Raw genomic sequence first — 25,547 nt, 5'->3', positions numbered from 1 at the left:
GGATCCTGCGGTTGACTTCAATTTCCAAGCCAAAACGGGGCGTGAGGCCCGCCCTGCGGTCGTTTTGCGCTACTGTTTTGATAGCGTGCCAGGTCATGATGCCGCCGGTGGCGCGCGCACAGGCACAGGTCTTGCCCGGGATGGGCGATGGCGAAATGACCGCCAGCGCCGAGCGCCAGTTGGGCGACACCATCGCACGCCAGATCTTCCGCGACAACGACTTCCTCGACGATCCGGTGCTGGTCGAATACATCCAGGACATCTGGCAAAAGCTGCTGGCTGCCGCCCGCCTGCGCGGCGAACTGACGCCTGAGCTGGACGAGCGCTTTGCCTGGACGATCCTGCTCGGCCGCGACCGCGACATCAACGCCTTCGCCCTGCCGGGCGGCTATATGGGTGTGAACACCGGCCTGATCGCCGTGGTCGGCAGCCGCGACGAGATGGCCACCGTGCTCGGCCACGAGCTGTCGCACATCACGCAGCGGCACATCTCGCGCATCCTGAGCCGCGACGCCCGCAACATGCCGCTGATGGTCGCGGCGATGGTGCTCGGCATGCTGGCCGCAGCCAAGAGCAACAGCCGCAGCGGCAGTGACGTCGGCCAGGCCGTGATGATGGGCGGCCAGGCGGCGGCAATGCAGAACCAGCTCAATTTCTCGCGCGACATGGAGCGGGAAGCCGACCGCATCGGATTCGGCGTGATGACCCAGGCCGGCTATGCGCCCCAGGGCGCCGCGGCCATGTTCGAGAAGCTGCAATACGCGTCCCGCCTCAACGACAACGGCTCGTACCCCTACTTGCGCAGCCATCCGCTGACGACCGAGCGCATCGCCGACATGCAAGGCCGCGCCCAGCTCAAGCCCGGCGCCGACGCCGCCATGCCGCTGGTGATGGACCACGCCATGATCGCGTCACGCGCGCGCGTGCTATCGCGCCCCGGCGTCGACGTCTTGCGGGTCTGGGTTCAGGCCGCAGGCACCACCGAATTTGCCAAGGGTTCGCCCGCGCAGCAGGCGGGCATGCTCTACGCGGCGGCGCTGTCGGCCAATGAGTTGAAAGACTATGGCGTCGCACGCGACATGGCCGCGCGCCTGCGTGAGCGCACGGCGGGCAATGCACCGGCTGCGCGGCTGGCGCGGCTGCTGGCCGCGGAAATCGAGCTCTCCGCCGGCCAGCCTGCGCGCGCCGGCGCGCTGCTCGATGCCAAGGCCAGGGACCGGCCCGAAATGATGCTGTCGGCCCAAGCCGCCATTGCCGCGCGCAACCCGGCGCCGATGGTAGGCCCGCTGCGCGACTGGGTTGCCACGCATCCCCGCGACGCGACCGTCTGGCGCACCCTGGGCATGCTCTACACCGCCCAGGACGAGCCGTTGCGCGCGATCCGGGCCGACGCGGAAGCCAACGTCGCCATCCTCGACTACGTTGCCGCGCGCGACCGCTTCAAGGCCGCCCAGGACCTGATGCGCCGGCCCGGCGCCGGCCCGGTCGACCACTACGAGGCATCCATCATCGATACGCGATCGCGCGAGGTCGACATATTGGTGCGGGAGCAACACGCGGAGGAAAAAAAGGCCCAGCGGTGATTTGCGTCATGAAATAGGGCAGTCGGATGACACAGGCGGATGAGGCGCATGACTAATATCTCAAACGTAAAAATTTGTTAGCGTTCCGACTTGTCTGCCATCCTCGCCGGATCAGATGCGCCTTTCGACGAGTTGGTCGAAGCGCTGGGGCAGGGGCGTGGCCCAGTCGAACGGCCTGGTGCGCGTGTTGTTCAACGTGCTCAATGCGCCCCTCGGCCGACTCGAACCGTGTGGTCGACCTGCTGGGAAATGCAGTCGCCGAGCCAGGGCATCGCCATCGGCCGGCCGATTGCCAACACCTCGGTATGGGTGCTCGATCCGCTGGGCCATCCTTGCCCGGCGGGTGTCGCGGGCGAGGCTTGAATCGGTGGGTTGGGTGTGACGCTGGGGTATCACCGGCGCGGCGAACTGACGGCCCAGCGCTTCGTGCCGGACCCGTGGAGCGACGAGCCCGGCGCTGTATCGAACGGGCGACCGGGCCCGCTGGCGGCACGATGGCCTGCTCGAGCACCTCGGCCGGCTCGACCATCAGGTCAAGATACGCGGTTTCCGCATTGAACTGGGTGAGATCGAAGTCGCCTTGTCGGAACATCCCTCCGTGGCCCACAACGTGGTCGTCACGCACACCGAGGGCGAGGATGATGTCCGGCTCGTGGCCTACTGCGTCCCGCGCGAGCACGTACTGGATCCGGCGGCGTTACGCGAGCATCTGCGCACCCGCTTGCCGGAATACATGCTGCCGCAGCACATCGTGCGACTGGAATCGCTTCCGCTATTGCCGAATGGCAAGACAGGCCGTAATGCCCTGCCGCGGCCAGTCGGCAATGTCCTGCGGTCGCCGCGGCAACAGTGCGCATGCTTGCGCACCACCGAGGAAATCACCAATTCGCGCAGATATGGGCCAGGTTGCTGGGCACGGATGACATCTCCCCCATCGACAACTTCTTCGATCTGGGCGGCCACTCGTTGCTGGCGATGCGCGCGGTGCTCGGCATCCGCGAGCGCCTTGGCTGGAATGTGGCGCCGAGCCGCCTCGTCTATGAAACGCTCGGCCAGATCGCCCGCAAGGAAAACCTGACGTTGAATTGATCGAGGGCGCGCGACCAGCCCCTCGCATCAGTGCTCCGCCACGCTATCGCGTGACCCGCGACGCATGAAACCAGGACGAGCACGGTGAAGTCTGTTCGTGGGCACCCGCGGAACCGGCTTTGCCGGGCCGCCGGGTGCGCCCCCTTGAGGGGGAGGCGCCGCAGGCGCTTCGGGGGTGTTTCATCTACCCGCGGAACCGGCTTTGCCGGGCCGCCGGGTGCGCCCCCTTGAGGGGCTCGAGGGGGAGGCGCCGCAGGCGCGGGTGTCCCATTTCAGTTTTCCACCACGCTATCGCGTGACCTGCGACGCATAAAACCAGGACGAGCACGGCGAAGTCTGTTCGTGGGCACCCGCGGAACCGGCTTTGCCGGGCCGCCAGGTGCGCCCCCTCGAGGGGGAGGCGCCGCAGGCGCATCGGGGGTGTTCTACCTACCCCTGCGACAACAAGTTGCCAAGCGCGGCCTCGATGACGATCCCGAGCAACGAGTAGAGCACCGAGCCCAGGAGCGCCGCGCCGAAACCGGTGACGTGGAAGCCGTCCAGCAACCCCGACGCGGCCCAGAACATCAAGGCATTGATCACGAAGAGGAACAGCCCGAGCGTGACGATGGTGACCGGCAGGGTCAGCAACACGAGCAGCGGCCGCACGACCATGTTGAGCAGCCCGATCACCGCAGCCGCGATCATGGCCGAGCCGAAGCTGCCCACCTGCACGCCGCTATAGAGGTAGGCAACGGTCAATAGCGCGAAGGCGCTCAGCAGCCATTTGAGAATCAGTCGCATGGCATCAGGATACCGCAGCGCATTGAAACGCCGCCGGGCCCTCGCCTACTCGGCCAGTTCGTTCGCCAGCACCAGCAGCGCGCCCATGCCCACCACTGCGCCGGGCAATGCCCAGCCTGAATGGCCGGCCGCCGGCACGTCCGGCGCCACCGGCTCCAGGTCCACGCCCACCTTCGGTCGGCGCGCGTCGATCACGGGAACCGCGCCATGCGTCGATCTCAGTTGCCGCGTCAGTTCAGCCAGCGGTCCCTTTGCAAGTGACGAGGTGATTTGGTCGCCCGGGCGGCACAGCACCGGCGTCACCTCGCTTACCGTCTTGGCGAACCACTTGGCGCGCCAGTTCTCGCGTGCGCTGTGACTCACCCATTTGCTGATCCGGTGCGTCATGCGCGGCGCGCACGTCACCAGGATCCAGTGGCGTGCTCCGCCGTCCGCGCCCATGGCAGGCGCCACCAAGTGGGCCACGTGCTGGCGCGCAAAGGCCGCGTCGTCCACGTACACGATGATCTTTTCCATGATGCGCTCCTGTTGTGAATGGGGAAACCGCGGAAATCAATCGATGGAGTGGCCTTGCGCGGCAAGCTCGCCGTGGCCCGCACGATCGCCGCCCGGCGTCCGGTCGCGGCGGGTCTTGAGCCAGCCGGCGCCCAGCACGCCGACGATGGTCAGCACGCAAACTCCCCAATAGGCGACCTGGTTGGCCGTGCCGGTGCCGGCGAACCAGGGTGACAGCAACTTCTCGTTGACGATCATCTTGCCGGCCGTGAAAGCAAGCACCGCGGCACCCAGCTGGATGATCACGGGGAAGCGTTGCACCAGCTTCAGCACCATGGTGCTGCCGAACACGACGATCGGCACGCTGATCAGCAAGCCCAGGATCACCAGCACGAAATCGCCATGCGCCGCGCCGGCCACGCCGAGCACGTTGTCGATGCCCATCAGTGCGTCGGCGATCACGATGGTCTTCATCGCGCCCCAGAAGGTGGTCGCACTGACGCTGGCGTGTTCATCGCCTTCATGCGTATCGGCAAGCAGCTTGTACGCGATGTAGAGCAGGCCCAGCCCGCCCACGAGCATCAAGCCTGGAATCTTCAGCAGCCACACCACGCCGACCGTCATGATCGAGCGCACGACGATCGCGCCGACCGTGCCCCAGACGATAGCCTTGCGTTGATGTTGTTTCGGCAGGCTCCGCGCGGCCAGCGCAATGACGATCGCGTTGTCCCCCGCAAGAACGAGGTCGATCAGGATGATGGCCAGCAATGCCGACAGCCAGGGGGTGGAAAAAAGCTCCATGTGCGGATCACTCCAGTGCGTTTCGATTCATCCCGCGGCGGTGCGGGCAAAACGGCTGGTGGGATCGGGGGCCGGGTGTTCCGGGGATCTCAAGAGCGCTTCGACCAAACCTTTGACGGGTTCAAATCGAAGGTCTCGCTCGGCAGCGCACCCTTGCGGCGCGGTGCCCGACAGACCGGAAGTGTTTGCTTCGTATTGACGGCCTGGCGATGTCCACCGCAAGGCGCGATGGGCGGGAGCTACTCCCCTTCGGGTTAGCGATTAAAGCATCGCAATTGCCCACGCCGCAATCGCAAAATTCAGGCTTCAAATGGAAGAAAGGCCGCAGATGGCCGCTTGGCGGGCAGGTGACGCTATGAATTCAATAGCAACAATGACCTTCCGAGCGGTCGGGGCTTGCGCAGACTATGATGCGCCTCCGCTGTCTTGCTCCGCCCATGGCCGCCCTTCACATCACCGACATCGAGGCCGCCATCAATTATTGGCGCGACCGGAGCCCGTCTCCCGACGGCATCACGCTGGCCCCCGAACTGCGCGCGCTGGCCGAGGTCTACGCGTTGATGGTCTACCACCGCGAAGACGAGGTCAGCGAGGTCGGCTTCCCGGCCAAGGCCTGGGCCGCGTGGCTCGAGTGGTACCACACGACGCCGGACACGCCCTGCATTGCCATCTGTTCCACCAGCCAGGGCGACGACCAATGCAAGGGATGCGGCCGCAGCTTCGATGAAGTCCAGCACTGGCCCGCGATGACGCCCGCCGAAAAGCGCGGCACCTGGCGACGCATCACCATGGAAGACACGGCCTGGCGCTTCAACAAATACGCCGAGCGCGCGCGCGAAGCGGAGCAAGTCTGGCCGGATGACGATTCCGCCCCCGACACGGTAGCGTCCGTCGGCGACTGACGCGGCCTGCGAGCGTGGCCGCCTACGCGTTCGTTCTGCTCGTCGGACTCGTGGCCGGTGCGGTGAGCGGCGTCATCGGCACCGGTTCCTCGATCATGTTGCTGCCGGTGCTCGTCTATGCCTACGGGCCCAAGCAGGCGGTGCCGATCATGGCCGTCGCCGCGGTGATGGCAAATCTGTCGCGCGTGCTGGCGTGGTGGCGCGAAGTCGACTGGCGTGCATTCGCCGCCTACTCGGTGACGGGCGGGCCGGCTGCGGCGCTGGGTGCGCGCACCTTGCTGCAGTTGCCTGCCACGCTCATCGATGTCGTGCTCGGCATCTTCTTTATCTCGATGGTGCCGTTCCGCCACTGGGTGCAGCGGCGCGCGTTCCGGGTGCGGCTGTGGCAGATGTCGGTGGCCGGCGCGATCATCGGCTACCTCACCGGCGTGGTGCTCTCGACCGGGCCGCTCAGCGTGCCCGTGTTCGCCGCCTACGGCCTGGTCAAGGGCGCCTTTCTCTCGACCGAGGCGGCGAGTTCGTTGGTGTTGTACGTCAGCAAGGTGCTGACCTTTCGCGGTGCTGGCGCCATGCCGCTGCCCGTATTCCTGCAGGGCCTGATCGTCGGCGCGTCGTTGATGGCCGGCACTTTCGCGGGCAAGGCGATGGTGCTGCGGCTCAGCCCGCGCGCCTTCCAGTACATGCTCGACGCCCTGCTGGTGTGCTCGGGTGGCGCATTGCTGCTGGCCGCCACCCGGCACTGACGCGCCTGGCCAGACGCGAGGTCGAGCAGATGCAGACGAAACGCGGGGCCTCCGCTTTCAATTCGACGATCGGATATCCAGGCCGCGCGGACATCCTTCGAAGAATCGAGAAACACCCGATTCGATGGGGCACAGGCACACACGGGCCGATTCGGAAGTCATTGAAATTTGAACATTTGTGATCTGGCGGCCGGAGCCGTTGCATCGCTTGCGGCGCATCGTAGACTGTCAAACCAGCCAGGGCGTCGCAGCTCCCAAGCCGACAGATAAACAACATTGGGAGGCGGCATGTTGCGCTTGTGGTTCGTTCTTTTTTTACTGGTGGGTTCTCACCATGCCGCTGCGCAATCGGGGCCGCCCGCCCCGGCGCCAGAGAAGGGCTTCGCGCCGGGCATCGCCTATGAGCGGCGCCATGTGGACTACACGGTGGAACGCGATGGTCGTTTCGTCAAGGAAACCGATTCGATCCGCTTGGTGCTCAACGAGGCGGGCGTGCGCGAAGTCGCGCAGATTTCACTTCCGTACAGCGCCAGTCTGCAAACCATCGAAATCCTTCTGGCAAGGCTGACCACGCCCGGCGGAAAGGAAATCGACGTCCCGCCCTCCGCCATCTTCGAGCAGGAGCCTTACGCCTCGCAGGCCGCACCCATGTTCAGCGACCAAAAGGTCAAGACCATCGTGTTCCCACAGGTCACGCCAGGCGCGCGCATCCATCTGAAGACTCGCCATACGCAACGCGTTCCGATCCTGCCGGGCCAGTTCAGCGCTTCGGAATTCATTTCGCCACACGCTTCGCGGCGTGATTTTGTCTTCACGGTGACCGTACCAAAGGACATGCCATTGGACGTACAGACGGTGGATCTGTCGCATTCGCAGGAAATCTTGGCCGACGGTCGCGTGCGGCACACCTTCCGCGGCGACAACGCGCAAGCCGTGGCGCCTGAAGCAGGCAGCGTGGCACGCAGTGACTACAGTCCCCGGATGGTCGTCAGCACCCTGCCGGGCGGTGCCGATCTCGCCAGTGCTTACCGTCAACTGGTGGGGGACGTCACCGTCCCGACCGAGCAGGTGACGGCGTTGGCGGAGCAAGTGACCCGCGGCATTGCAGATCCCGGCCTGCAGGCCAAAGCGCTCTACGACTGGGTTCGGCTGAACATCCGCTACGTCAGCGTGGTGCTCGAACGCGGCGGCTTCGTGCCGCGGCCGCTCGACAGCATCCTCTCGAATGGGTACGGTGACTGCAAGGACCAGGCGATCCTGCTCGTAGCGCTCCTGCGTGCGAAAGGCATCGACAGCACGCCGGTGCTGATCGGTGCAGGCAACGCCTTCTGGATGCCGCGCGCGGGGGCGCTGCAGGCGTTCAACCACATGATCACCTACGTGCCCCGACTGGACCTCTATCTGGACAGCACGTCACGCTACGCGCCCTTTGGAACACTGCCCGACGCCGACGGCGGCAAGCAGGTGCTTCATGTGAACACCGGCCTATGGGCGCGTACGCCTCTTGCTGCCGGCGGGGTGACGGCAGCAACTCAGGTGATCGACGTGGCCGATGACGGCTCCGCCGCCATCAAGCTCTCCATCCGGGCGGCCGGGGCCGGTGCCGGCGCGGTGCGCAGCACATTCTCTGCGCTGCAGTCGGTGCCTGACGATCAGGTGGTGAGATCCATGCAGGCGGAGTTCGGGGTCAGCGGAAAGGGCGTGCTGCGCCGACCGGATCTGCGCGGCGACAGCGCGGAGGCCGAATTCGGGCTGGATTTCGAAGCGTCGAACTTCGTAGACCTTCCTGGGCCAGGCGTGCTTCACGTTCCTGCGGCCGGGTCCAACGTCTTGGCGTCCTGGGTCGGATTGCTGAAGACCGAGCGCCGCTATCCCACCGGATGCCCCAACGGTGAACTGAGCGAGGCACTCGAACTCAGGCTTCCCCGGGTCGTGCGTCTGCAGCGGGACCCGGCGCCGGAACATCACACGCTCAGCTTGTCAGGCAGTCGCATCGACTATCGACAGACGGTCCGACGCGAGGGCGAAATCCTCAAGCTCTCACGGACCCTGACCATGGTCGCAACGCAGGCGGTGTGTACAACGGTCGACGTGAATGCGCAGAAGGCCTTTGCTCAAAAGGTCGAGCGCAGTCTGCGCGCGCAACTGCTGTACGAGTGACAGGCTGCATGAATTGAAACACCCCCGAAGCGCCTGCGTCGCCTCCCCTCGAGACCCCTCGAGGGGGCGATACCAGCGGCCCTACTTGAGGCGCGCCAACTCGATGTCGATGCTCTCGGCGCCGTTGCCGAGCGTCAGCGTGTTCTCGTGGACGGTCGCTTGCAACTGCATGCTGCGTTCCGCGAGCATGGCGACGGCTTGCGAGGTCTCGCTCGGAATGCGCCACACCTGCAGGTTCTGCGGACGCGTCAGCTTGTTCTCGATGCCTTTCCACCAGATGCCGGCCGCATGGCTGTAGCAATAGACGATGACCTCGTCTGCCTTGCCGCACGCCTTGATGATGGGCTTGTCCTCGGGCTGGCCGACTTCGACCCAGAGCTTGACCTCGCCCGTGAAGTCGCGCAGCCAGACGTCGGGTTCCTCGACGTTCGACAGCCCTGCGCCGAAAGTCAGCGTGCCATCGCCCTGGACCAGGTCCTGCAGCTTCCAGGCGTTGAGCGCGAGCGCCATGAGCCGAATCATCATCCGCTCGTCGTTCTCGCTCGGATGACGGGCAAGGGTCAGCGAATGGTCGGCATAGTAGTTGTGATCAATATCGGCGACCGCGACGTTGGCCTTGAAGATGGTGGATTTGAGGGCCATCAGAACCGCCGCCGGGCCGCGCCAAGGCGGATCAGCCCCCGTGGGGGGCAGCGAGGACACGAAGTGCCGAGCGTGGGGGCCACGATCCGGCGCCGGGCCGCCCCAAGTCGGATCAGCCCCCGTGGGGGGCAGGGAGGACACGAAGTGCCGAGCGTGGGGGCCACGATCCGGCGCCGGGCCGCCCCAAGGCGGATCAGCCCCCGTGGGGGGGCGGGAGGACACGAAGTGCCGAGCGTGGGGGCCACGATCCGGCGCCGGGCCGCCCCAAGTCGGATCAGCCCCCGTGGGGGGGCGGGAGGACACGAAGTGCCGAGCGTGGGGGCCACATTCATACGCGTTTCGCGAGTTCGGCCGCCTTGCCGGTGTAGCTGCCCGGCGTCATGGCCAGCAGGCGTTCCTTCTCGGCCACGGGAATTTCGAGCGAGCGGATCAGCCCGTGCAGCGCCTCGGCCGTCACCGTCTTGCCGCGCGTCACTTCCTTCAGTTGCTCGTAGGCGCCTTGCACGCCAAAGCGGCGCATGACGGTCTGGATCGGCTCGGCAAGCACTTCCCAGGAAGCGTCGAGGTCATCGGCGAGCGCCTGCTCGTTGAGTTCGAGCTTGCCGAGGCCCGTCGCCAGGCTGGCATACGCCAGCGCCGTATAGCCAAAGCCCACGCCGATGTTGCGCAGCACCGTGCTGTCGGTCAGGTCGCGCTGCCAGCGGCTGATCGGCAGCTTTTCGCTCAGGTGCCGCAGCACCGCGTTCGCCAGTCCGAGATTGCCTTCGGCGTTCTCGAAGTCGATCGGGTTGACCTTGTGCGGCATCGTCGACGAGCCGATCTCGCCCTTCTTCAGCCGTTGCTTGAAGTAGCCGAGACTGACGTAACCCCAGATGTCGCGCGAGAAGTCGATCAGGATCGTGTTGGTGCGCGCAAAAGCGTCGAACAACTCGGCCATGTAGTCGTGCGGCTCGATCTGGATGCTGTACGGCTGGAAGCTCAGGCCCAGGCCCTGCGGCGCCGGAGTCTCCACGACCTTGCGGCTGAAGCCTTCCCAGTCGAACTCGGGCCAGGCTGCGATGTGCGCGTTGTAGTTGCCGACGGCACCGTTCATCTTGCCGAGCAGGGCGACGGCGGCGATCTGCGCACGCGCCTTGGCCAGGCGCACGGCAACGTTGGCGATCTCCTTGCCGACCGTGGTCGGGCTCGCCGTCTGCCCGTGGGTGCGGCTCAGCATCGGCACTTCGGCGAACTTGCCGGCCATTTCGCGCAGCGTGGCAATGATGCCGTCCAGCGCGGGCAGCATCACCTTGTCGCGCGCGGCCTGGATCTGCAGGGCGTGACTGGTGTTGTTGATGTCTTCGCTGGTGCAGGCGAAATGGACGAATTCAGAAGCCGCAAGGAGTTCGGGTCGCGCCTCGAACTTCGACTTGACCCAGTACTCGACCGCCTTGACGTCGTGGTTGGTGGTCTTCTCGATTTCCTTGATGGCCTGAGCGTCGGCCTCGGAAAAGTTGGAAACCAGCCCCATGAGGTACTTGCGGGCGCCGCCGGTGAGTGGCTTGAACTCGGCAAATCCGGCATCGGACAGCGCGATGAACCATGCCACCTCCACCTGGACGCGGCGGTGCATGTAGCCCTGCTCGCTCATGAGCGGCCGCAGGGCGCCGAGTTTGCCGGCATAACGGCCGTCGAGGGGGGACAGGGCAGAAACGGTGGAGAAGGTCATCCTTCAATTTTAGGTGTCGGCTGTGGCGTTTCCCCCTCGCTTCCCCGCTGTCGGTCAGTGACCTGTGGGGCGGTTCCCCTAGAATCAAAGCGCTACAACGAATGTCACCCAAAGGTAAGAGCCCGCATGAAATTGATCGGATCCGCCGCCAGTCCTTATGTGCGCAAGGTGCGCGTGGTCATGGCCGAAAAGCGGCTGGATTACCAATTCATCAAGGAAGATGTCTGGGCTGACGACACCACCATCGGCCAGTCCAACCCTCTGGGCAAGGTGCCTTGCCTGATCATGGACGGGAGCGAGGCGATGTTCGATTCGCGCGTCATCGTCGAATACCTCGACACCCTCTCGCCGGTCGGCAAACTCATTCCGCAGCAAAGCCGCGAGCGCGCCGAGGTCAAGACCTGGGAAGCGTTGGCCGACGGCGTGATGGACGCCGGCATTCTCTGGCGTCTCGAAGCCACCTGGCCCAAGCGTGCCGACAGCGAGCGCAGCCAGGCCTGGATGGACCGCCAACGCCTGAAGGTCGACGCCGGCATCGCCGCCATGGCCAAGGGGCTCGCCGACAAGCCTTTTTGCAGCGGCATTCACCTGAGCCTGTCGGACATCGCGGTCGGCTGCGCGCTGGGCTGGGTCAGTTTTCGCTTCCCCGACATCGACTGGCGCGGCGAGCATTCCAACCTGGCCAAGCTGAGCGACAAATTGCTGCTGCGCCCCAGCTTCGCCGACACCCTGCCCGCCTGACATCGGCTCCCGGAGTCGGCCTCGCTGCGTGTCGCCGGCCACCCGCCCATCGCGCGGCAACACCGGCTCCTCTTTGCGGCAACAGCGGCTCCTCATTGCGGCAACACCGGCGGCCCGGCAAAGCCCGTTCCGCCGTTTCCGGACCTGGTAGCGGCCCCGGACCCCTTGCCGAATACAAAAATGCTGCGAGGCGCCCCGTTGCGAAGAGGGAGGGAGGGAGGAGGAGAAGAATCGCCTCGGGATTTCAGCCGGACCACTAAACGTCCGGAAGACCTCGCAGCATGAAACCGGTCGAGCCCTCGTTGCCCGATGCGTTTAGGAGGAACGGCGCCAGGCCGGGGTTCCCCGGTTGAACGTAAACATTTGTGAAGACGATGCCGATGACCTGGCGCACCGGCCAGGCGCAGCACTATTTCGGCCCGAGCTGCTTTTCAAGCTCGCGGACGAAGTCCTTGTTATCGGGTGTCGTCATGCTCGAATAGCTCGCGACGACCTTGCCGTCACGGTCGATCAGGTACTTGTAGAAGTTCCACTTCGGCGTAGTGCCCGAGAGTTGGGCAAGCTCCTTGAACAGCGGATTGGCGTCCGGCCCGCGCACGGACGACTTGGCGAACATCGGGAATTTCACGCCGAAGGTGCTCTCGCAGAAATCGGCGATCTCCTTGTTGGAACCCGTTTCCTGGGCGAAGTCGTTCGACGGAAAACCGAGCAGCGCGAGTCCGCGCGCGCGATATTTGCTGTCGAGCGCCTCCAGTCCCTTGTATTGCGGCGTGAAACCGCAAAAGCTCGCCGTATTGACCACTAGTACGACTTTGCCGGCATATTGGCAAAGCGGTTGGGGTTTCTCGTCTTGCAAACGCGGGAACGTGTGTTGCAGGATTGGAGGGCAGGCGGCGTCCGCCTGGGCCAGCGCCGCGGCGGGGCTCAGCGCAGTCGCAGCCAGGCAAGTGAAAAGCAGGGAGCGTATATCCATCGGGTTTCTCCGGCGGCAGGGGTGCATTCATTCAGCGCTGCACGCATTTCCGCATCATCGCGCGCTTGACACGGCCATGCCAATCCCTGCCGACTAAAATCCGGCGGTTACAGAAAGACATTGATGCTCTACCCGGAACTTTTCAGACAGCTCGAATCCGTTCGTTGGGACATGGACCGGGACATTCCGTGGCAGTCGTTCGACTCCGCCAAGCTCTCCGCCGAGCAGGCGCAGACCATCAAGATGAACGCCATCACCGAGTGGGCGGCACTTCCGGCGACCGAGATGTTCCTGCGCGACAACCGGCATGACAGCGATTTCTCGGCCTTCATGTCGATCTGGTTCTTCGAAGAGCAGAAGCATTCGCTGGTTTTGATGGAATACCTCAAGCGCTTCAGCCCGGAGCATGCGCCGACCGAGCAGGAGTTGCACGAGGTGCGCTTCGACTTCGATCCCGCGCCACCGCTCGAAACGCTGATGCTGCATTTCTGCGGCGAGATTCGCCTCAACCACTGGTACCGGCGCGCCGCCGAGTGGCACACCGAGCCGGTCATCAAGCACATCTACACCACGCTAAGCCAGGACGAAGCGCGTCACGGCGGCGCCTACCTGCGCTACATGAAGCGTGCCATGGAGAAGTTCGGCGACGAGGCGCGCGCCGCCTTCACCAAGGTCGGCGTGCTCATGGCCAGCGCGCGCCGCACGGCGCAGGCGCTCCACCCGACCAACTTGCACGTCAACAAGGCGCTGTTCCCGAACGACACCATCCAGAGCCGCATGCCCGATCCGGACTGGCTCGAGCACTGGCTCGACAAGCAGATCAAGTTCGACGCGGTCTGGGAAACCAAGGTTGGCGAGCGCATCCTGCACAACCTGAGCCTGCTGATGAACCGCAGCTTCAAGACGGTGCAGGAACTGAACCGTTATCGCAAGGAACTGGCCGCGACGCTCGGCCCCAAGCCCGAATACCAGGGCGCCTGAGTTTCGTTCAGCAGCGCTCAGCGCCGTTCGACGACGACCGGCGCGAGCCCCAGGCCGTTGCGGACTTGCTCTCCGGCCGCCAAGGCGGATTCTCGTGAAGCGTAGGGGCCTGCCTGCAGGCGGTGTATTCCGTTTTCGCTGAAGACGGTCAACTTCAATGCCGGCAGTTGCCGGGCCACTTTCTCCTGGAAGCTCGCCGCGCCATCGCGCTGGATGAAAGCGCCCAATTGCACCCAGAAGCCGGTAGCGGGCGCCGCCGTGTCAACGGGACGGGGCGATGCCTGCGTCGGTTGCGAAGGCAAGGCGGTCGCACTCATCGGCGGCAGGTCCACGACGGTGGCGCGCGGCTGGTCGACCACCGGCGACGTCATCGCAATCGGCACCGCGACCGCGTCAGGGGGCTGTGGCGCCGATGCGACTTGCGTTGCCGTCGGCTGTGATGGCTGTAGCGGCGGCGGTAGCTGCCGTAGCGACGGCGGCGTCGGTGGCGTCGGTGCGGGTTGTGCCACCGCGGTAGTGCCGGCACGTCGCCAGGCGCCCGTGCGGATGTCTTCATTTGTGATGCGTTCGATCTCGACGGGCGCCACGCCGCGCAGCAGGTCGAGCTTCAGCGCCGCGGTGTAGCTCAAGTCGATGATGCGGCCTTCGTGGAACGGACCGCGATCGTTCACCCGCACGATCACCTCACGCCCGTTGGCAGGGTTGCGCACGCGCACGTAGCTGGGCAGCGGCAGCGTCTTGTGCGCTGCCGTCATGGCGTACATGTCGTAGGGCTCTCCGCTCGCGGTCGAACCGCTGTTGAATTTGCGGCCATACCAGGACGCCAGCCCGCGCTCGCGAAACGGGCGGTCGTCGACGATCGGCACGTACGACTGGCCCAGCACGGCGTAGGGCTTGCTGGTGCCGCCGGAGGCGCGGATGGCTTCCACGCGCGGCTCGGCGTCGGGCACGCGGTCGAGGTTGGCGGGTGCGTTGGCTTCGGCGCCATCGCCGCCGCGCGGCCCGCTGGCGCAACCGGCCAGCACCGCCAGCACCGCCAGGACCGCGCACGCGAACAGCGTCCATGCCGGGCGCTTCATCGCCGACGCACTGCGTTCAGCCAAAGACCGCCTTCCACAAGGCGAGCATCGCGGTGCGTTCCGCGACCAGCGAAGTCATCGGCACCTGCGTCGGGTCTTCGTTGAGCCGCGCGACGTGCTGCACGCGCCGCAGTTCGCGGTAGGCGACGCTGGCGGCATGGCCTACGCCGGGCGGCAACAGTCCGGCATCTTCGGCGCGTTGCAGCAGCGCGATATTGCCGACGTTCGGCAGCAGCGTCGGAAAACGTGCACCGGCCGACAGCACCAGGTACTGCACCACGAACTCGCCATCGACCATGCCGCCAGGGCTGTGCTTGACGTCGAAGCGATCGGCCTTGATCGGATGCGCGGTACGCACCTTGTCGCGCATCGCGACGATCTGCTCCTTGAGCGAATCCAGATCGCGCGTCGAGGTGATCGTGGCCTCGCGCACGGCGTCGAAGCGCGCGCCCAGCAACGGGTCGCCGAGCACGAAGCGCGCGCGGGTCATGGCCTGGTGCTCCCAGGTCCACGCGGTGTTGCTGCCGCGGCCGAGCTGGTACTTTTCGTAGGCGTCGAAGCTGATGGTCAGCAGGCCGGAGTTGCCGTTCGGGCGCAGGGCCGTGTCGATTTCGAACAGGTCGCCCTCGGCCGTCTTTACCGTGAGCCAGTTGATGAGCTTGCGCACGTAGGCGGCGTAGACCTCGCTGGCGCGTTCGTCGTCGTCGTCGTAGAGGAAGACGATGTCGAGGTCGCTGCCGTAGCCCAGCTCCTTGCCGCCGAGCTTGCCGTAGCCGACGATCGCGAACTGGGGATGCTGGCGATGGTGGTTGCGCACCAGCGGCCAGCACCAGCGCGCAGTCACGCGCAGCACGGTGTCGGCCAGCGCGCTGAGGTCGTCGGCCACCTGCTCGACACTGATGCGGCCTTCGACGTCGCGAGCCAGGGTGCGGAACACCTCGGCATGGTGGGCGCGGCGCAACAGGTTGAGCATGGCCTCTTCGTCGGCCTCGCCGGTGCGGCGCAGGGCGCCGCGGCGCTCTTCGAGCTCATGCTCGAAGGTCCGCGCATCGAAGCGGCTGGTGAGCATCTGGTTGTCGGCCAGTTCGTCGATCACGCCGGGGTGCTTCAGCAGGTAGCGGGCGGGCCATTTGGCCGCGCCCAGCAGGCGCAACAGACGGCGCTGCACGACCGGCCGCTCGACCAGCAGCGCCAGGTAGCTCTCGCGGCGCAGCAGCGGTTCGATCCAGTCGGCCCAGCGCAATGCCGCCTGCAGATGGTCGGTGATCTCGCCTGCGCCATCGCCATCGGGCTCGTCGCGCATCCATTGGCCGGTGCGGTGCACCAACTGGCGCAGGCGTCCCTGGGCTTCTTCGCGCAACGCAAGCACGCGCGGATGGTCGATCCAGCGATTGATGCGCACGGCAAATGCGGGCGGCAGCTCTTCGAGCAGGTCGGTCAAGTCCGCCGGCGTGGCCTGGCTCGACTTGCCGTTGCATTTGCCGTTGCATGGCTTCGGCTCGCCGCCCAGCAGCTTGTCGAACTCCTGCGCCACCAGCTCGCGATGCGTGTCGAGCTGGGTCAGGAAAGCGCAGCAATCCGCGTAGCCGAGCGTCTGCGCGATCCAGTGCAAATCGTCGTCGTTGACCGGCAGCGCGTGGGTCTGCTGGTCGTCGAGATATTGGATGCGATGCTCGACACGGCGCAGAAAGACATAGGCCACGGCCAGTGCGTCGGCGGTCGCCTGCACCATCAGCCCGGCGCGGGCGAGGCGCTGCAGTGCGTCGAGCGTGGGGCGGGTGCGCAGTTCGGGGTACTGGCCGCCCCGCACCACCTGAAGCAGTTGCACGGTGAATTCGATCTCGCGGATGCCGCCGCGCGACAGCTTGACGTCGTTGGCGCGCGCCGGACGGCCCGCGCTGCGGCGCGCCGCCTGCTCGCGAATCTGGCGGTGCAGCACGCGCAGCGAGTCGAACACGTTGTAGTCGAGATAGCGGCGGAAGACAAAGGGCAGTACCACCGTGCGCAGCGCCTGCGCCGAGGCGTCGGCGATGCAGTCGAACGGCGCCACGACGCGGCTCTTGAGCCAGGCGAAGCGCTCCCATTCGCGGCCCTGCACCTGGAAATATTCCTCGAGCGCATCGAGCGAGACGGCGTTCGGCCCCGAGTTGCCGTTCGGGCGCAAGGCGAGGTCGACGCGGAACACGAATCCATGCTCGGTGATGTCGCCGACCAGCGCATAGATGCGCTTGACCATGCGGCCGAAGAAGTCCTGGTTCGCGATCTTGCCGTAGCCCGACGCATCGCCGGTTGTCTCGCCATCGGCGTCGTAGAGGTAGATCAGGTCGATGTCGCTGGACACATTGAGTTCGCGCGCACCCAGCTTGCCCATGCCGACGATCCAGAGGCTGGCGGGCTTGCCGTCCGGGCCGAGCGGCTGGCCGTGCAACAAGGCCAGCTCGCGCCGGGCCTCATGGCATGCCGTGTCGAGCGCGAATTCGGCGAGTTGCGTCACCGCCGTGGTCACGTCCTCGAGCGGCGCCCCGGCTTCGCAGTCGAGCGTGACGAGGCGTTCCATCACGAGCTGTCGAACGATGCGCAAGGCGTCGGCGACCGGGGCGCCGCGTTCGCGCAAGGCCCCGTAAGCCTGCGCCACGTGCGCCCGCACTGGCGCACCGGCCGGCAGCAGCGCAAGATCGGCCGCATAGCGCCGACGCAGCCGCTGCACGAATCGGGAATGGGATGAAAGCGGCAACGCAGGTGCTGGAGTGGCACCATGGCTGCGCGCGTCCGGGCTGGAACTGGTCTGAAGGCTGGCGGTCATAATTCCTGACACAGCGCGCGATCCTTAATGAACGACACGACGTCTTCCCCCTCACGTCTGCTCCACGCCACCGCTGTCACGGCGCGCTGGATGCTGGGACTCCTGATCGCCGCCTGGTTGTTGTTCGCGCTGTCGGTCGTTGTCCTACACGGGTGGATTGTGCCGCGAATCGGCGAATACCGCCCCGCGCTCGAAGCGCAAGCCAGCAAAGCCATCGGCGTGCCCGTGCGGATCGGTGCAATCTCCGCGCTGTCGGAGGGCCTTTTCCCCACCTTCGAGCTGCATGACGTGGTGCTGCACGACGGCCTGGGTCGAGAAGCGCTCAGGTTGGCGCGCGTGGTGGCCAGCGTGTCGCCGCGCTCGCTGTGGCGTTTCAACTTCGAGCAGATCTACATCGAGAGCCCCGAGGTCGACGTGCGGCGCGACGCCATGGGAAAGCTGCATGTGGCCGGGCTCGACATGGCCGCCGACACCAGCGGCGATACCCGCGCGGCCGACTGGTTCTTTTCGCAGCGCGAATTCGCAATCAAGGGCGGCACCGTGCGCTGGACGGACGAAACGCGCGGCGTGGCGCCGTTGCTGCTGACCGACGTGACCTTCGTCGTGCGCAACAGCACGCGCCGCCATGCGTTGCGTCTCGATGCCACGCCGCCCGAGGGCTGGGGCCAGCGTTTCACCATGCGCGGCCAGTTCCGGCAACCCTTGCTGTCGGCGCACAACGGCAAGTGGCAGACGTGGGATGGCCAGCTCTATGCCGATTTTCCCCATATGGACGTCACGCGGCTGGGCGCATACGTGTCGCTCGACGCGCGGATCCGCGAAGGCAACGGTGCGCTGCGACTCTGGGCCGATGTGAACGATGGCCAGGTTCAAGGGGGGGCGGTCGACCTCGCACTGTCGCGTGTCGATGCCGCGCTGGGCGAGAAGCTGGAGCCGCTGGTGTTGCGCGACGTCACCGGCCGGCTCGCAGGCGAGATGAACGACGAGACTTTCAGCTTCGCGACCACGGATCTGCAGTTCATCGCCGCCGACAGCACGCGCTGGCCGGGTGGCAACCTGAGCTTCCGGCGCACCCCGGCCAAGGGGCGCCTCGGGTCTGAACGCGGCGAGGTCAGGGCTGACCGGCTCGACCTGGGCGCGCTCGCGCAGATCGCCAGCCGGCTGCCGCTCGACGACGTGAGCCATCGTGCGCTCGCGACCTTTGCCTTGCGCGGCCTGGTCGAGCGCATCGAGGCGAGCTGGCAAGGACCGCTGGCCAAACCAGAAAAGTATCAGGCGCGCGGCCGTGTGAGCGGTCTCGCCATCGCCTCGCAGGCCGCCGAACCGGCGCCTGTCAGGCCGCCCTCGCCACGCGGAACAAACGTGCCCGCCGCCGTGCCGACCGGAACGCCCGGCGTGCGTGGCGCTACCGTCGTATTCGACGCGACCCAGGCCGGCGGCACGGCCGACGTGGCGATCCTGAAAGGCGCGCTTGAATTTCCCGGCGTGTTCGAGGAGCCGGTGGTGCCGATCGACCAGCTTTCGGGCAAGCTCGCCTGGAAGCTCGACGGGTCCGGCACCCAGGTGCAGGTGACGGGCCTGCGTTTCTCCAACGCCGATACGCAGGGCGAGGCAAAGGCAGAGTGGCGCACCAGCGATCCGGCCACGTCGCGCTCGCGCGGGCGCTATCCGGGCGTGCTCGACCTGCAAGGTCAACTCACCAAGGCCGACGGCACGCGGGTGTTTCGCTACCTGCCGCTGGTCATTCCCAAAACGACGCGCGACTATGTGCGCGACAGCGTGAACAAGGGCACCGCCCCGACGGTCGACTTCAAGGTGCGTGGCGACCTGTACGACGTGCCGTTCATGGACCCGAAGCAGGGCGACTTCCGTATCGCGGCCAAGGTGGCCGACGTGACGTATGCCTACGTGCCGCCCGCGCCAGGGGCGCCGCCGGCCGCGGACGCGTGGCCTGCATTGACCGGGCTCTCGGGCGAGTTGATCTTCGAGCGCGCGGGCATGCAGGTGCGCAACGCGCGCGGACATCTGGTCGGCATGCAGGGCATCGAGGTGACCAAGGCCGATGCCGAGATTGCAGACATGTCGCACGCCGCGCCGTTGCTGAAGATCGATGGACTGGCCAAGGGACCGCTGCCTTCCATGATCAAGGCGGCGGGAACCATCGTGGGTGGCGCCACCGGCGAGGCCATCGCACGCGCGCGTGCCACCGGCAATGCCGACTACAAGGTGCGTCTCGAACTCCCACTCGAGGCCATGGAAAAGTTCAAGCTCCAGACCAGCGTGCTGCTGACCGACAACGAACTGCAGCCGGTGCCGGAAGCGCCCGCCTTCCTGCAGGCGCGCGGCACGCTGAGCTTTACCGAAAGCGGATTCACGCTCGCCGGCCTGCAGGCCCGGATGGCCGGCGGCGAAGTCAAGGTGGAGGGGCACGGGCGCTATGGCGGCAACAACGGCAGCGAACTCGTCTTCAAGGCCCAGGGCACGGCCACGGCCGAGGGCCTGCGCGGCATGCGCGAAGTCAGCTGGCTGAGCCGGTTGGCGAAACGAACCAGCGGCAGCACGCCTTATGCGGGCGCGTTCTCGCTGCGCGACGGCGTTGCCGAATTCAGCCTCACCAGCAGCCTGCAGGGCCTGGCCCTCGAACTGCCTGCGCCGCTGATCAAGCCGGCGGCCGATGCCATGGCGCTGCGTCTCGAAAAGAAACTTCTCCCGCGCGCGTCGCCCACTGCGCCGGCGCGCGACGAACTGCAGGTGGATCTCGGAAAGCTGGCATCGATCCGCTACCAGCGCGACATCTCCGGCTCCGAGCCGAAGGTGATCAATGGCGCAATCGGCGTGGGTCTCGATGGCGCCGAGTCGGCCGTTCCGCCGGCACGCGGCGTGCTGGCCAACATCCGGCTGGCGCGCTTCGATGTGGATGCGTGGAAATCGGTGTTCAGCGAGGCCACCGGCGCGCAGCCGGAAGCGCTCAATGCGAGCGCGGAGGAAGAAGCATCGGGCTACCTGCCCACGCTGGTCGTCGTGCGCGCGCAGGAGCTGGTGCTGTCGCGGCGCAAGCTTCAGAACGTGGTCCTGGGCGGCAGCCGTGAAGGGGCGGTGTGGCGAGCCAACATCGACGCCAGCGACCTCAATGGCTACGCCGAATACCGACAGTCGCACGACGGCCGCCTGTATGCGCGGCTGGCACGACTGCGGATTGCGCCCAGCGAAGCCACCGAAGTCGAATCGCTGCTCGACGAACAACCCGGCACGCTGCCGGCGCTCGACATCGTGGTCGACGACTTCGAGCTGTTCAATCGCCATCTGGGCCGCGCGGAGATCAACGCAGTGAACCTGGGCGGTGCCAGCCGCGAATGGCGCCTGAACAAGCTGGCCCTCCTCACCCCCGAGGCCAGCTTCACGGCCGAAGGCAACTGGGCCGCCCTGCCGGCAACTGCGACGCCCGGCCGGCGAATGGACGCGCGGCTCACCAACATGCGCTTCACGATGGACATCACGGACGTCGGCCTGCTGCTCAACCGCTTCAACATGAAGGACGTGGTGCGGCGCGGCCACGGCCGGCTCGAGGGCGAAGTCAACTGGCGCGGCTCGCCGTTTTCGCTCGACTATCCGAGCCTTGGCGGAAAGCTCCACATCGACGTGGAAACGGGCCAGTTCCTGAAGGCCGACCCCGGCCTGGCCAAGCTGCTCGGCGTGTTGAGCCTGCAAGCGCTGCCGCGCCGCCTGACGCTGGATTTCCGGGACATCTTCAGCCAGGGTTTCCAGTTCGACTTCATTCGTGGCGACGCGAAGATCAGCGAGGGCACCGCGAGCACCAACAACCTGCAAATGAAGGGCGTGAACGCGGCGGTGTTGATGGAAGGCACCGCCAACATCGTGCGGGAGACCCAGTCGCTGCACGTGGTGGTGGTGCCCGAGATTTCGGCCGGCACCGCGGCGCTGGCGGCGACCGTCATCAACCCCGCGATCGGACTCGCAGCCTTCCTCGCGCAAGCCGCGTTGAGCAAGCCGCTCAGCGCCGCGGCAACGCAGGAATTCCAGATCGACGGCACTTGGGCAGACCCGAAGATCACCAAAGTGCCGCGCCGGGGTGCGCAGGAGGTAAAGCAGTGAAAGTCTCGGCGATCCAGATGGTTTCGGCGGTCGAACGAGAAGCCAACCTCGCGCGCGCCCATGCGCTGCTGGGCGAGGCCGCCGCGGCCGGTGCCGAACTTGCGGTGCTGCCCGAATATTTCTGCGTCATGGGCCGGCGCGACACCGACAAGATCGCGTTGCGCGAGCAGCCGGGCGAGGGCCCGGTGCAGCGCTTCCTGGCCAATGCGGCACGCGAGTTCGGCCTCTGGATAGTGGGCGGCACGTTGCCGCTGGTGAGCCCGGAAGACGACAGCCATGTGCTGAACACTTCGCTCGCGTTCTCGCCGGCCGGCGACTGCGTCGCGCGCTACGACAAGATCCACCTCTTCTACTACGACAATGGCACCGAACGCTATGACGAGCGCCGGGTCATCACCCCCGGCCTGCAGCCGGTGCTGTTCGAGTTGCCCTCGCGGGACGGGCACGTCTGGCGCGTCGGCATGAGCGTTTGCTACGACCTGCGTTTTCCGGAGCTGTACCGCGCGCTGGCGGCGCGAGGCGCGGATTTGCTGATGGTGCCGAGCGCCTTCACCCACACCACCGGCTCCGCGCATTGGGAGGTGCTGCTGCGTTCCCGTGCCATCGAGAACCTCGCCTGGGTGATGGCGCCGGCCCAGGGCGGCGAGCACGAGAACGGCCGCCGTACCTGGGGCCAGTCGATGGTGGTCGACCCGTGGGGCACGATCGCAGTGCAGCGAGAAACTGGCGAGGGCGTGGTGTCGTGCGACATCGACATCGCGCAGGTCGAGGCAGCGCGGCGCCAATTGCCGGCGCTGTCGCATCGCGTGATCATCTGATGAAACACCCCCGAAGCGCCTGCGGCGCATCCCCCTCCAGGGGGCGCACCCGGCGGCCCGGCAAAGCCGGTTCCCCGGGGGAAATGAAACACCCCCGAAGCGCCTGCGGCGCTTCCCCCTCAAGGGGGCGCACCCGGCGGCCCGGCAAAGCCGGTTCCCCGGGGGAAATGAAACACCCCCGAAGCGCCTGCGGCGCTTCCCCCTCAAGGGGGCGCACCCGGCTGCCCGGCAAAGCCGGTTCCGCGGGTGCCCACGAACAGACATCGCTGAGCTTGTCTTGGATTTCATGCGTCGCGGGATCCGCGGTATCGCGGGGATCTGACTGCGCCGGTTTCATGCGTCGCGGTGCACGCGATAGCGTGGTGGGAAGCTGACGTGGATGATCTGGCGCCGCCATCGCCTGCGCCTGCGCCTGCACGGCAGGCCTTTGCGCGGCTGCGTTCGTTGTGGCAGCGCTGGTTCCTGTGGCTGCTGTTGGCGGTGCTGGTGCTGGTGCTGCTCACCACCGTCGTCTGGCTGGCGGGGCGGCATGAGGCCGAGCAAGTGCAGGTGGTGCTCGACCACGACACCGCGGACGCACTGGCCGAACTGCGCGGCGGACTGCAACGCAACGCCCAGAGCTTGAACGCACTGTTGACCGATGCCGTCAGTGCCCGGCGCTGGCCCGAGGACGAGGCGGCCACCCTGTTGCGCGCGCATCGCGAATGGCTGCGCCTGGAATGGCGCGATCCGCAGTTGCGACTGCTGGCCGCCACGGACTCGCCCTACCGCATGCGCCTGTTCGAGCAAGCCGCGCGCGAGGCCGTGCAGTCCGACATTGCGCTGGCCTGCACTGCCGCGAACAAGCTGTCGTCCGCGGCCTATTCGCCCAGCCACTACGTGTCGACCAGCACCGGCAACGGCATGGAGGTCCTGGAGATCTGCCTGCCGTCCGATGCAGGCGGCTACCTGGTCGCGACCTATTCCCTGCGCGACGCGCTGACCGAACTGGTCGGACCGACGCTGCGGCGCGGGCAAGAGGTTGCATTCACCGAGCCCGACGGCACGCGGCTGGCCACCGTGGGCGTGGCGCGCCGCACCGGCAGCCGCGTCTTCACATCGCAGCAACTGCTCGATCTGCCCGGCGTCACGTTGATGCTGCGGGTCGATGGCTGGCGCTCCGAGCCCGATCTGTTCCCGAACGTCCTGACTGCGCTGGTCACGGCGGTGTCGATCGCGCTGGTGTCCGTGCTGGTGCTGCTGGCCCGCGACACGCGCCGGCGCCTCAAGGCCGAACGCGACCTGGCCGACACGCTGGCCTTTCGCAAGGCGATGGAAGACTCGGTCATCACCGGCCTGCGTGCGCGTGACCTGCAGGGTCGCATCACCTATGCCAACCCGGCCTTCTGCGCAATGGTCGGCTTCAGCCTCGATGAACTGGTCGGCAGCGCCGAGGCGCCCTACTGGCCGACCGAACTCGCACATGAATACCACCAGCGCCAGACGCTGCGTCTTGCCGGCCGCGTGCCGCCGCGCGAGGGCTTTGAGTCGGTCTTCATGCGCAAGGACGGCACGCGCTTTCCGGTACTGATCTTCGAGGCGCCGCTGATCAACGCGCAAGGCGTGCAGACCGGCTGGATGAGTGCCTTCGTCGACCTCAGCGAGCAGCGTCGCATCGAGGAGATCTCGCGTGCCAGCCAGGAGCGCCTGCAGGCCAGCGCACGCCTCGCCACCGTCGGCGAAATGGCATCGCTGCTGAGCCATGAATTGACGCAGCCGCTGGCCGCCATCGCGAGCTATGCCACCGGCTCGCTGAACCTCCTGGATGGCCAGGCGGGCAGTACGCCGGCCGAGCTTTCCATGGCCATGCGGCGCATCGGCGAGCAGGCCGAACGCGCCGGGCAGGTGATTCGCAGCGTGCATGACTTCGTGCGCCGCCGTGACCGGACGCGCGAGCCGGTGGCGCCGCAGGTCCTGCTCGACGCAGTGATGCCGCTGGTGCGCCTGCAGGCACAGAAGCTCGGGGTGCGCATCGACATCGTAGTGGAGCCGGCATTGCCGCAAGTGCTGTGCGACCGGACGCTGGTCGAGCAGGTGTTGCTGAATCTGGCCCGCAACGCCATGCAGGCGATGGACCAGCCTGCCATCGCGGAACGCGTGCTGTTGCTTCGCGTGGCGACTGCACCCGGCCGCGTGGACGCGGCGCCCGAGGCGCGGCGCTGGCTCGAATTCTCGGTGGCCGACCTGGGCAGCGGCATCGACGAAGCGGTGGCGCGGCGCCTGTTCACGCCCTTCTTCACCACGCGCACGGATGGCATGGGGCTCGGCCTGAGCCTCTGCCGCACGGTGGTCGAGCAACACGGCGGCGCGCTGCTGTTCGAGCCAAACCGACCGCGCGGCACGGTGTTTCGATTTACATTGCCGGCGGTGGTGCGAGAACCCGCCGAAGTCCCGGCCCTGGCAGCCATTCAATGACCATGCAACCCCCGATCGATGCCCTGATCTTTATCGTCGACGACGACGCCAGCGTGCGCGAGGCGCTCGCCTGGCTGCTGCGCTCGCGCCGGCTCATGAGCGAACATTTCGCCAGCGCCGAGGCTTTCGAGGACCGGCTCGCGGGCGACCCGGCGCTCGTCGCGCCGACACAGCCACGCTGCCTGCTGCTGGACGTGCGCATGCCCGGAACGAGCGGACTGGAACTGTTCGAGCGACTTGCCGGGCGCGGGCTGCTCGACACGATGCCGGTGATCTTCCTGACCGGCCACGCCGACGTGCCGACCGCCGTGGACCTGGTGAAGCGCGGCGCCTTCGACTTCTGCGAAAAACCGTTTTCCGACAACGCGCTGGTGGACCGCATCGAGCAGGCGCTGGGGGCGTCCCTGCGCGCGGTGGAGCGTCAGCGCGAGCGGTCGCGCCTGTCGGCGCGCACGAACGAACTGACCGAGCGCGAACGCGACGTGATGCGGTTGATTGTGGAAGGCGTGCCGAACAAGCTCATCGCGGACCAGCTTTCGATCAGCGTGCGCACGGTGGAGGTCCATCGGGCACGCATCTTCGAGAAGATGGAAGTCAAGTCGGCCGTGGAATTGGCCAACCTGCTGCGGGCGATCTAGATGAAGCACCCCCGAAGTGCCTGCGGCGCTTCCCCCTCAAG

19 protein-coding genes and 1 pseudogene are annotated in these 25,547 nt (G+C 66.5%); 12 read left to right on the top strand and 8 right to left on the bottom strand.

What is annotated here, in order from left to right; genetic code table 11:
- Positions 1-95 precede the first annotated feature (95 nt).
- The 3 genes and pseudogenes from WKW80_RS07245 (at position 96) to WKW80_RS07235 (ending at position 2,672) form a co-directional block, all read left to right on the top strand.
- Positions 96-1,583: a M48 family metalloprotease gene (locus tag WKW80_RS07245; RefSeq protein WP_340362881.1), complete on the top strand. Its 1,488-nt coding sequence runs from the start codon at positions 96-98 to the stop codon at positions 1,581-1,583.
- A gap of 598 nt (positions 1,584-2,181) precedes the next feature.
- Positions 2,182-2,313, top strand: a pseudogene (locus WKW80_RS07240) (hypothetical protein); the annotation flags it as partial.
- Between the two features lie 125 nt (positions 2,314-2,438).
- Positions 2,439-2,672, top strand: a complete 234-nt coding sequence (locus WKW80_RS07235; RefSeq protein ID WP_340363170.1) for a phosphopantetheine-binding protein — start codon at positions 2,439-2,441, stop codon at positions 2,670-2,672.
- A gap of 429 nt (positions 2,673-3,101) precedes the next feature.
- On the opposite strand, the gene WKW80_RS07230 is transcribed toward WKW80_RS07235, so the two are convergent.
- The 3 genes from WKW80_RS07230 to WKW80_RS07220 are packed head-to-tail and all read right to left on the bottom strand — an operon-like array spanning position 3,102 to position 4,751.
- Complete coding sequence (locus WKW80_RS07230; RefSeq protein WP_340362880.1) at positions 3,102-3,455, bottom strand: phage holin family protein; 354 nt, start codon at positions 3,453-3,455, stop codon at positions 3,102-3,104.
- Positions 3,456-3,500: 45 nt separating this feature from the next.
- A complete protein-coding gene (locus WKW80_RS07225) occupies positions 3,501-3,971 on the bottom strand; it encodes a hypothetical protein (RefSeq protein ID WP_340362879.1) in 471 nt (156 codons plus the stop codon).
- 36 nt (positions 3,972-4,007) lie between these two features.
- A complete protein-coding gene (locus tag WKW80_RS07220) occupies positions 4,008-4,751 on the bottom strand; it encodes a TerC family protein (RefSeq protein WP_340362878.1) in 744 nt (247 codons plus the stop codon).
- Positions 4,752-5,188: 437 nt separating this feature from the next.
- On the opposite strand from WKW80_RS07220, the gene WKW80_RS07215 reads away from it, so the two are divergent.
- From WKW80_RS07215 to WKW80_RS07205, 3 genes are all read left to right on the top strand, one after another.
- Positions 5,189-5,653 (top strand): DUF3717 domain-containing protein, encoded by a 465-nt coding sequence (locus tag WKW80_RS07215; protein WP_340362877.1) that lies wholly within the window; start codon positions 5,189-5,191, stop codon positions 5,651-5,653.
- Positions 5,654-5,667: 14 nt separating this feature from the next.
- Complete coding sequence (locus WKW80_RS07210) at positions 5,668-6,396, top strand: sulfite exporter TauE/SafE family protein (RefSeq protein ID WP_340362876.1); 729 nt, start codon at positions 5,668-5,670, stop codon at positions 6,394-6,396.
- 288 nt (positions 6,397-6,684) lie between these two features.
- Entirely contained in the window at positions 6,685-8,556 is a 1,872-nt protein-coding gene (locus WKW80_RS07205) for a DUF3857 domain-containing transglutaminase family protein (RefSeq protein ID WP_340362875.1), read from the top strand.
- An 81-nt stretch (positions 8,557-8,637) separates the two neighbouring features.
- Here WKW80_RS07205 and WKW80_RS07200 read toward each other — a convergent pair whose 3' ends face one another.
- Both WKW80_RS07200 and purB read right to left on the bottom strand, forming a co-directional pair.
- The gene (locus WKW80_RS07200; protein ID WP_340362874.1) at positions 8,638-9,198 is read right to left on the bottom strand and encodes a YaeQ family protein; all 561 of its coding nucleotides are present in this window, start codon (positions 9,196-9,198) and stop codon (positions 8,638-8,640) included.
- Positions 9,199-9,526: 328 nt separating this feature from the next.
- Positions 9,527-10,906 carry an adenylosuccinate lyase gene (purB, locus tag WKW80_RS07195; RefSeq protein ID WP_340362873.1) on the bottom strand — a complete coding sequence of 460 codons (1,380 nt, stop codon included), beginning with the start codon at positions 10,904-10,906 and terminating at the stop codon, positions 9,527-9,529.
- A gap of 126 nt (positions 10,907-11,032) precedes the next feature.
- Here purB and WKW80_RS07190 point away from each other — a divergent pair, with 126 nt between their 5' ends.
- Positions 11,033-11,647: a glutathione S-transferase N-terminal domain-containing protein gene (locus WKW80_RS07190; protein ID WP_340362872.1), complete on the top strand. Its 615-nt coding sequence runs from the start codon at positions 11,033-11,035 to the stop codon at positions 11,645-11,647.
- Between the two features lie 409 nt (positions 11,648-12,056).
- On the opposite strand, the gene WKW80_RS07185 is transcribed toward WKW80_RS07190, so the two are convergent.
- Positions 12,057-12,620, bottom strand: a complete 564-nt coding sequence (locus WKW80_RS07185) for a glutathione peroxidase (protein WP_340362871.1) — start codon at positions 12,618-12,620, stop codon at positions 12,057-12,059.
- A gap of 123 nt (positions 12,621-12,743) precedes the next feature.
- On the opposite strand from WKW80_RS07185, the gene WKW80_RS07180 reads away from it, so the two are divergent.
- On the top strand, positions 12,744-13,601 hold the full coding sequence (locus WKW80_RS07180) for a ferritin family protein (protein WP_340362870.1): 858 nt from the start codon (positions 12,744-12,746) through the stop codon (positions 13,599-13,601).
- Between the two features lie 17 nt (positions 13,602-13,618).
- On the opposite strand, the gene WKW80_RS07175 is transcribed toward WKW80_RS07180, so the two are convergent.
- Complete coding sequence (locus WKW80_RS07175; protein ID WP_340362869.1) at positions 13,619-14,704, bottom strand: septal ring lytic transglycosylase RlpA family protein; 1,086 nt, start codon at positions 14,702-14,704, stop codon at positions 13,619-13,621.
- Entirely contained in the window at positions 14,697-17,483 is a 2,787-nt protein-coding gene (glnE, locus tag WKW80_RS07170) for a bifunctional [glutamate--ammonia ligase]-adenylyl-L-tyrosine phosphorylase/[glutamate--ammonia-ligase] adenylyltransferase (RefSeq protein ID WP_340362868.1), read from the bottom strand. The genes WKW80_RS07175 and glnE overlap by 8 nt, the downstream gene beginning before the upstream one ends.
- Before the next feature lie 27 nt (positions 17,484-17,510).
- On the opposite strand from glnE, the gene WKW80_RS07165 reads away from it, so the two are divergent.
- The 4 genes from WKW80_RS07165 to WKW80_RS07150 all read left to right on the top strand — a co-directional run bounded on the left by WKW80_RS07165 (position 17,511) and on the right by WKW80_RS07150 (position 25,506).
- A complete protein-coding gene (locus WKW80_RS07165) occupies positions 17,511-21,596 on the top strand; it encodes a YhdP family protein (protein WP_422822864.1) in 4,086 nt (1,361 codons plus the stop codon).
- Positions 21,593-22,414, top strand: coding sequence for a carbon-nitrogen hydrolase family protein (locus tag WKW80_RS07160; RefSeq protein WP_340362866.1), 822 nt, complete (start codon positions 21,593-21,595; stop codon positions 22,412-22,414). The genes WKW80_RS07165 and WKW80_RS07160 overlap by 4 nt, the downstream gene beginning before the upstream one ends.
- A gap of 375 nt (positions 22,415-22,789) precedes the next feature.
- Entirely contained in the window at positions 22,790-24,868 is a 2,079-nt protein-coding gene (locus WKW80_RS07155) for a two-component system sensor histidine kinase NtrB (protein ID WP_340362865.1), read from the top strand.
- Positions 24,869-24,870: 2 nt separating this feature from the next.
- The gene (locus tag WKW80_RS07150) at positions 24,871-25,506 is read left to right on the top strand and encodes a response regulator transcription factor (RefSeq protein WP_340363169.1); all 636 of its coding nucleotides are present in this window, start codon (positions 24,871-24,873) and stop codon (positions 25,504-25,506) included.
- The last annotated feature ends 41 nt before the right edge of the window (positions 25,507-25,547 follow it).

This window comes from Variovorax humicola, from assembly GCF_037889915.1.
GTDB lineage: Bacteria > Pseudomonadota > Gammaproteobacteria > Burkholderiales > Burkholderiaceae_C > Variovorax > Variovorax humicola.
Note: the sequence above shows the minus strand (reverse complement) of the source record. Positions and strands in the feature narration are given on the sequence as shown.

What these genes read in the sequence shown, in the direction of transcription:
- WKW80_RS07190 (WP_340362872.1), top strand. Translation starts at nt 11,033, where the DNA reads ATGAAATTGATCGGATCCGCCGCCAGTCCTTATGTGCGCAAGGTGCGC.
- WKW80_RS07180 (WP_340362870.1), top strand. Translation starts at nt 12,744, where the DNA reads ATGCTCTACCCGGAACTTTTCAGACAGCTCGAATCCGTTCGTTGGGAC.
- WKW80_RS07245 (WP_340362881.1), top strand. Translation starts at nt 96, where the DNA reads ATGATGCCGCCGGTGGCGCGCGCACAGGCACAGGTCTTGCCCGGGATG.
- purB (WP_340362873.1), bottom strand. Translation starts at nt 10,906, where the DNA reads ATGACCTTCTCCACCGTTTCTGCCCTGTCCCCCCTCGACGGCCGTTAT.
- WKW80_RS07185 (WP_340362871.1), bottom strand. Translation starts at nt 12,620, where the DNA reads ATGGATATACGCTCCCTGCTTTTCACTTGCCTGGCTGCGACTGCGCTG.
- WKW80_RS07205 (WP_340362875.1), top strand. Translation starts at nt 6,685, where the DNA reads ATGTTGCGCTTGTGGTTCGTTCTTTTTTTACTGGTGGGTTCTCACCAT.
- glnE (WP_340362868.1), bottom strand. Translation starts at nt 17,483, where the DNA reads ATGACCGCCAGCCTTCAGACCAGTTCCAGCCCGGACGCGCGCAGCCAT.
- WKW80_RS07220 (WP_340362878.1), bottom strand. Translation starts at nt 4,751, where the DNA reads ATGGAGCTTTTTTCCACCCCCTGGCTGTCGGCATTGCTGGCCATCATC.
- WKW80_RS07230 (WP_340362880.1), bottom strand. Translation starts at nt 3,455, where the DNA reads ATGCGACTGATTCTCAAATGGCTGCTGAGCGCCTTCGCGCTATTGACC.
- WKW80_RS07150 (WP_340363169.1), top strand. Translation starts at nt 24,871, where the DNA reads ATGCAACCCCCGATCGATGCCCTGATCTTTATCGTCGACGACGACGCC.
- WKW80_RS07225 (WP_340362879.1), bottom strand. Translation starts at nt 3,971, where the DNA reads ATGGAAAAGATCATCGTGTACGTGGACGACGCGGCCTTTGCGCGCCAG.
- WKW80_RS07215 (WP_340362877.1), top strand. Translation starts at nt 5,189, where the DNA reads ATGGCCGCCCTTCACATCACCGACATCGAGGCCGCCATCAATTATTGG.
- WKW80_RS07200 (WP_340362874.1), bottom strand. Translation starts at nt 9,198, where the DNA reads ATGGCCCTCAAATCCACCATCTTCAAGGCCAACGTCGCGGTCGCCGAT.
- WKW80_RS07235 (WP_340363170.1), top strand. Translation starts at nt 2,439, where the DNA reads ATGCTTGCGCACCACCGAGGAAATCACCAATTCGCGCAGATATGGGCC.
- WKW80_RS07165 (WP_422822864.1), top strand. Translation starts at nt 17,511, where the DNA reads ATGAACGACACGACGTCTTCCCCCTCACGTCTGCTCCACGCCACCGCT.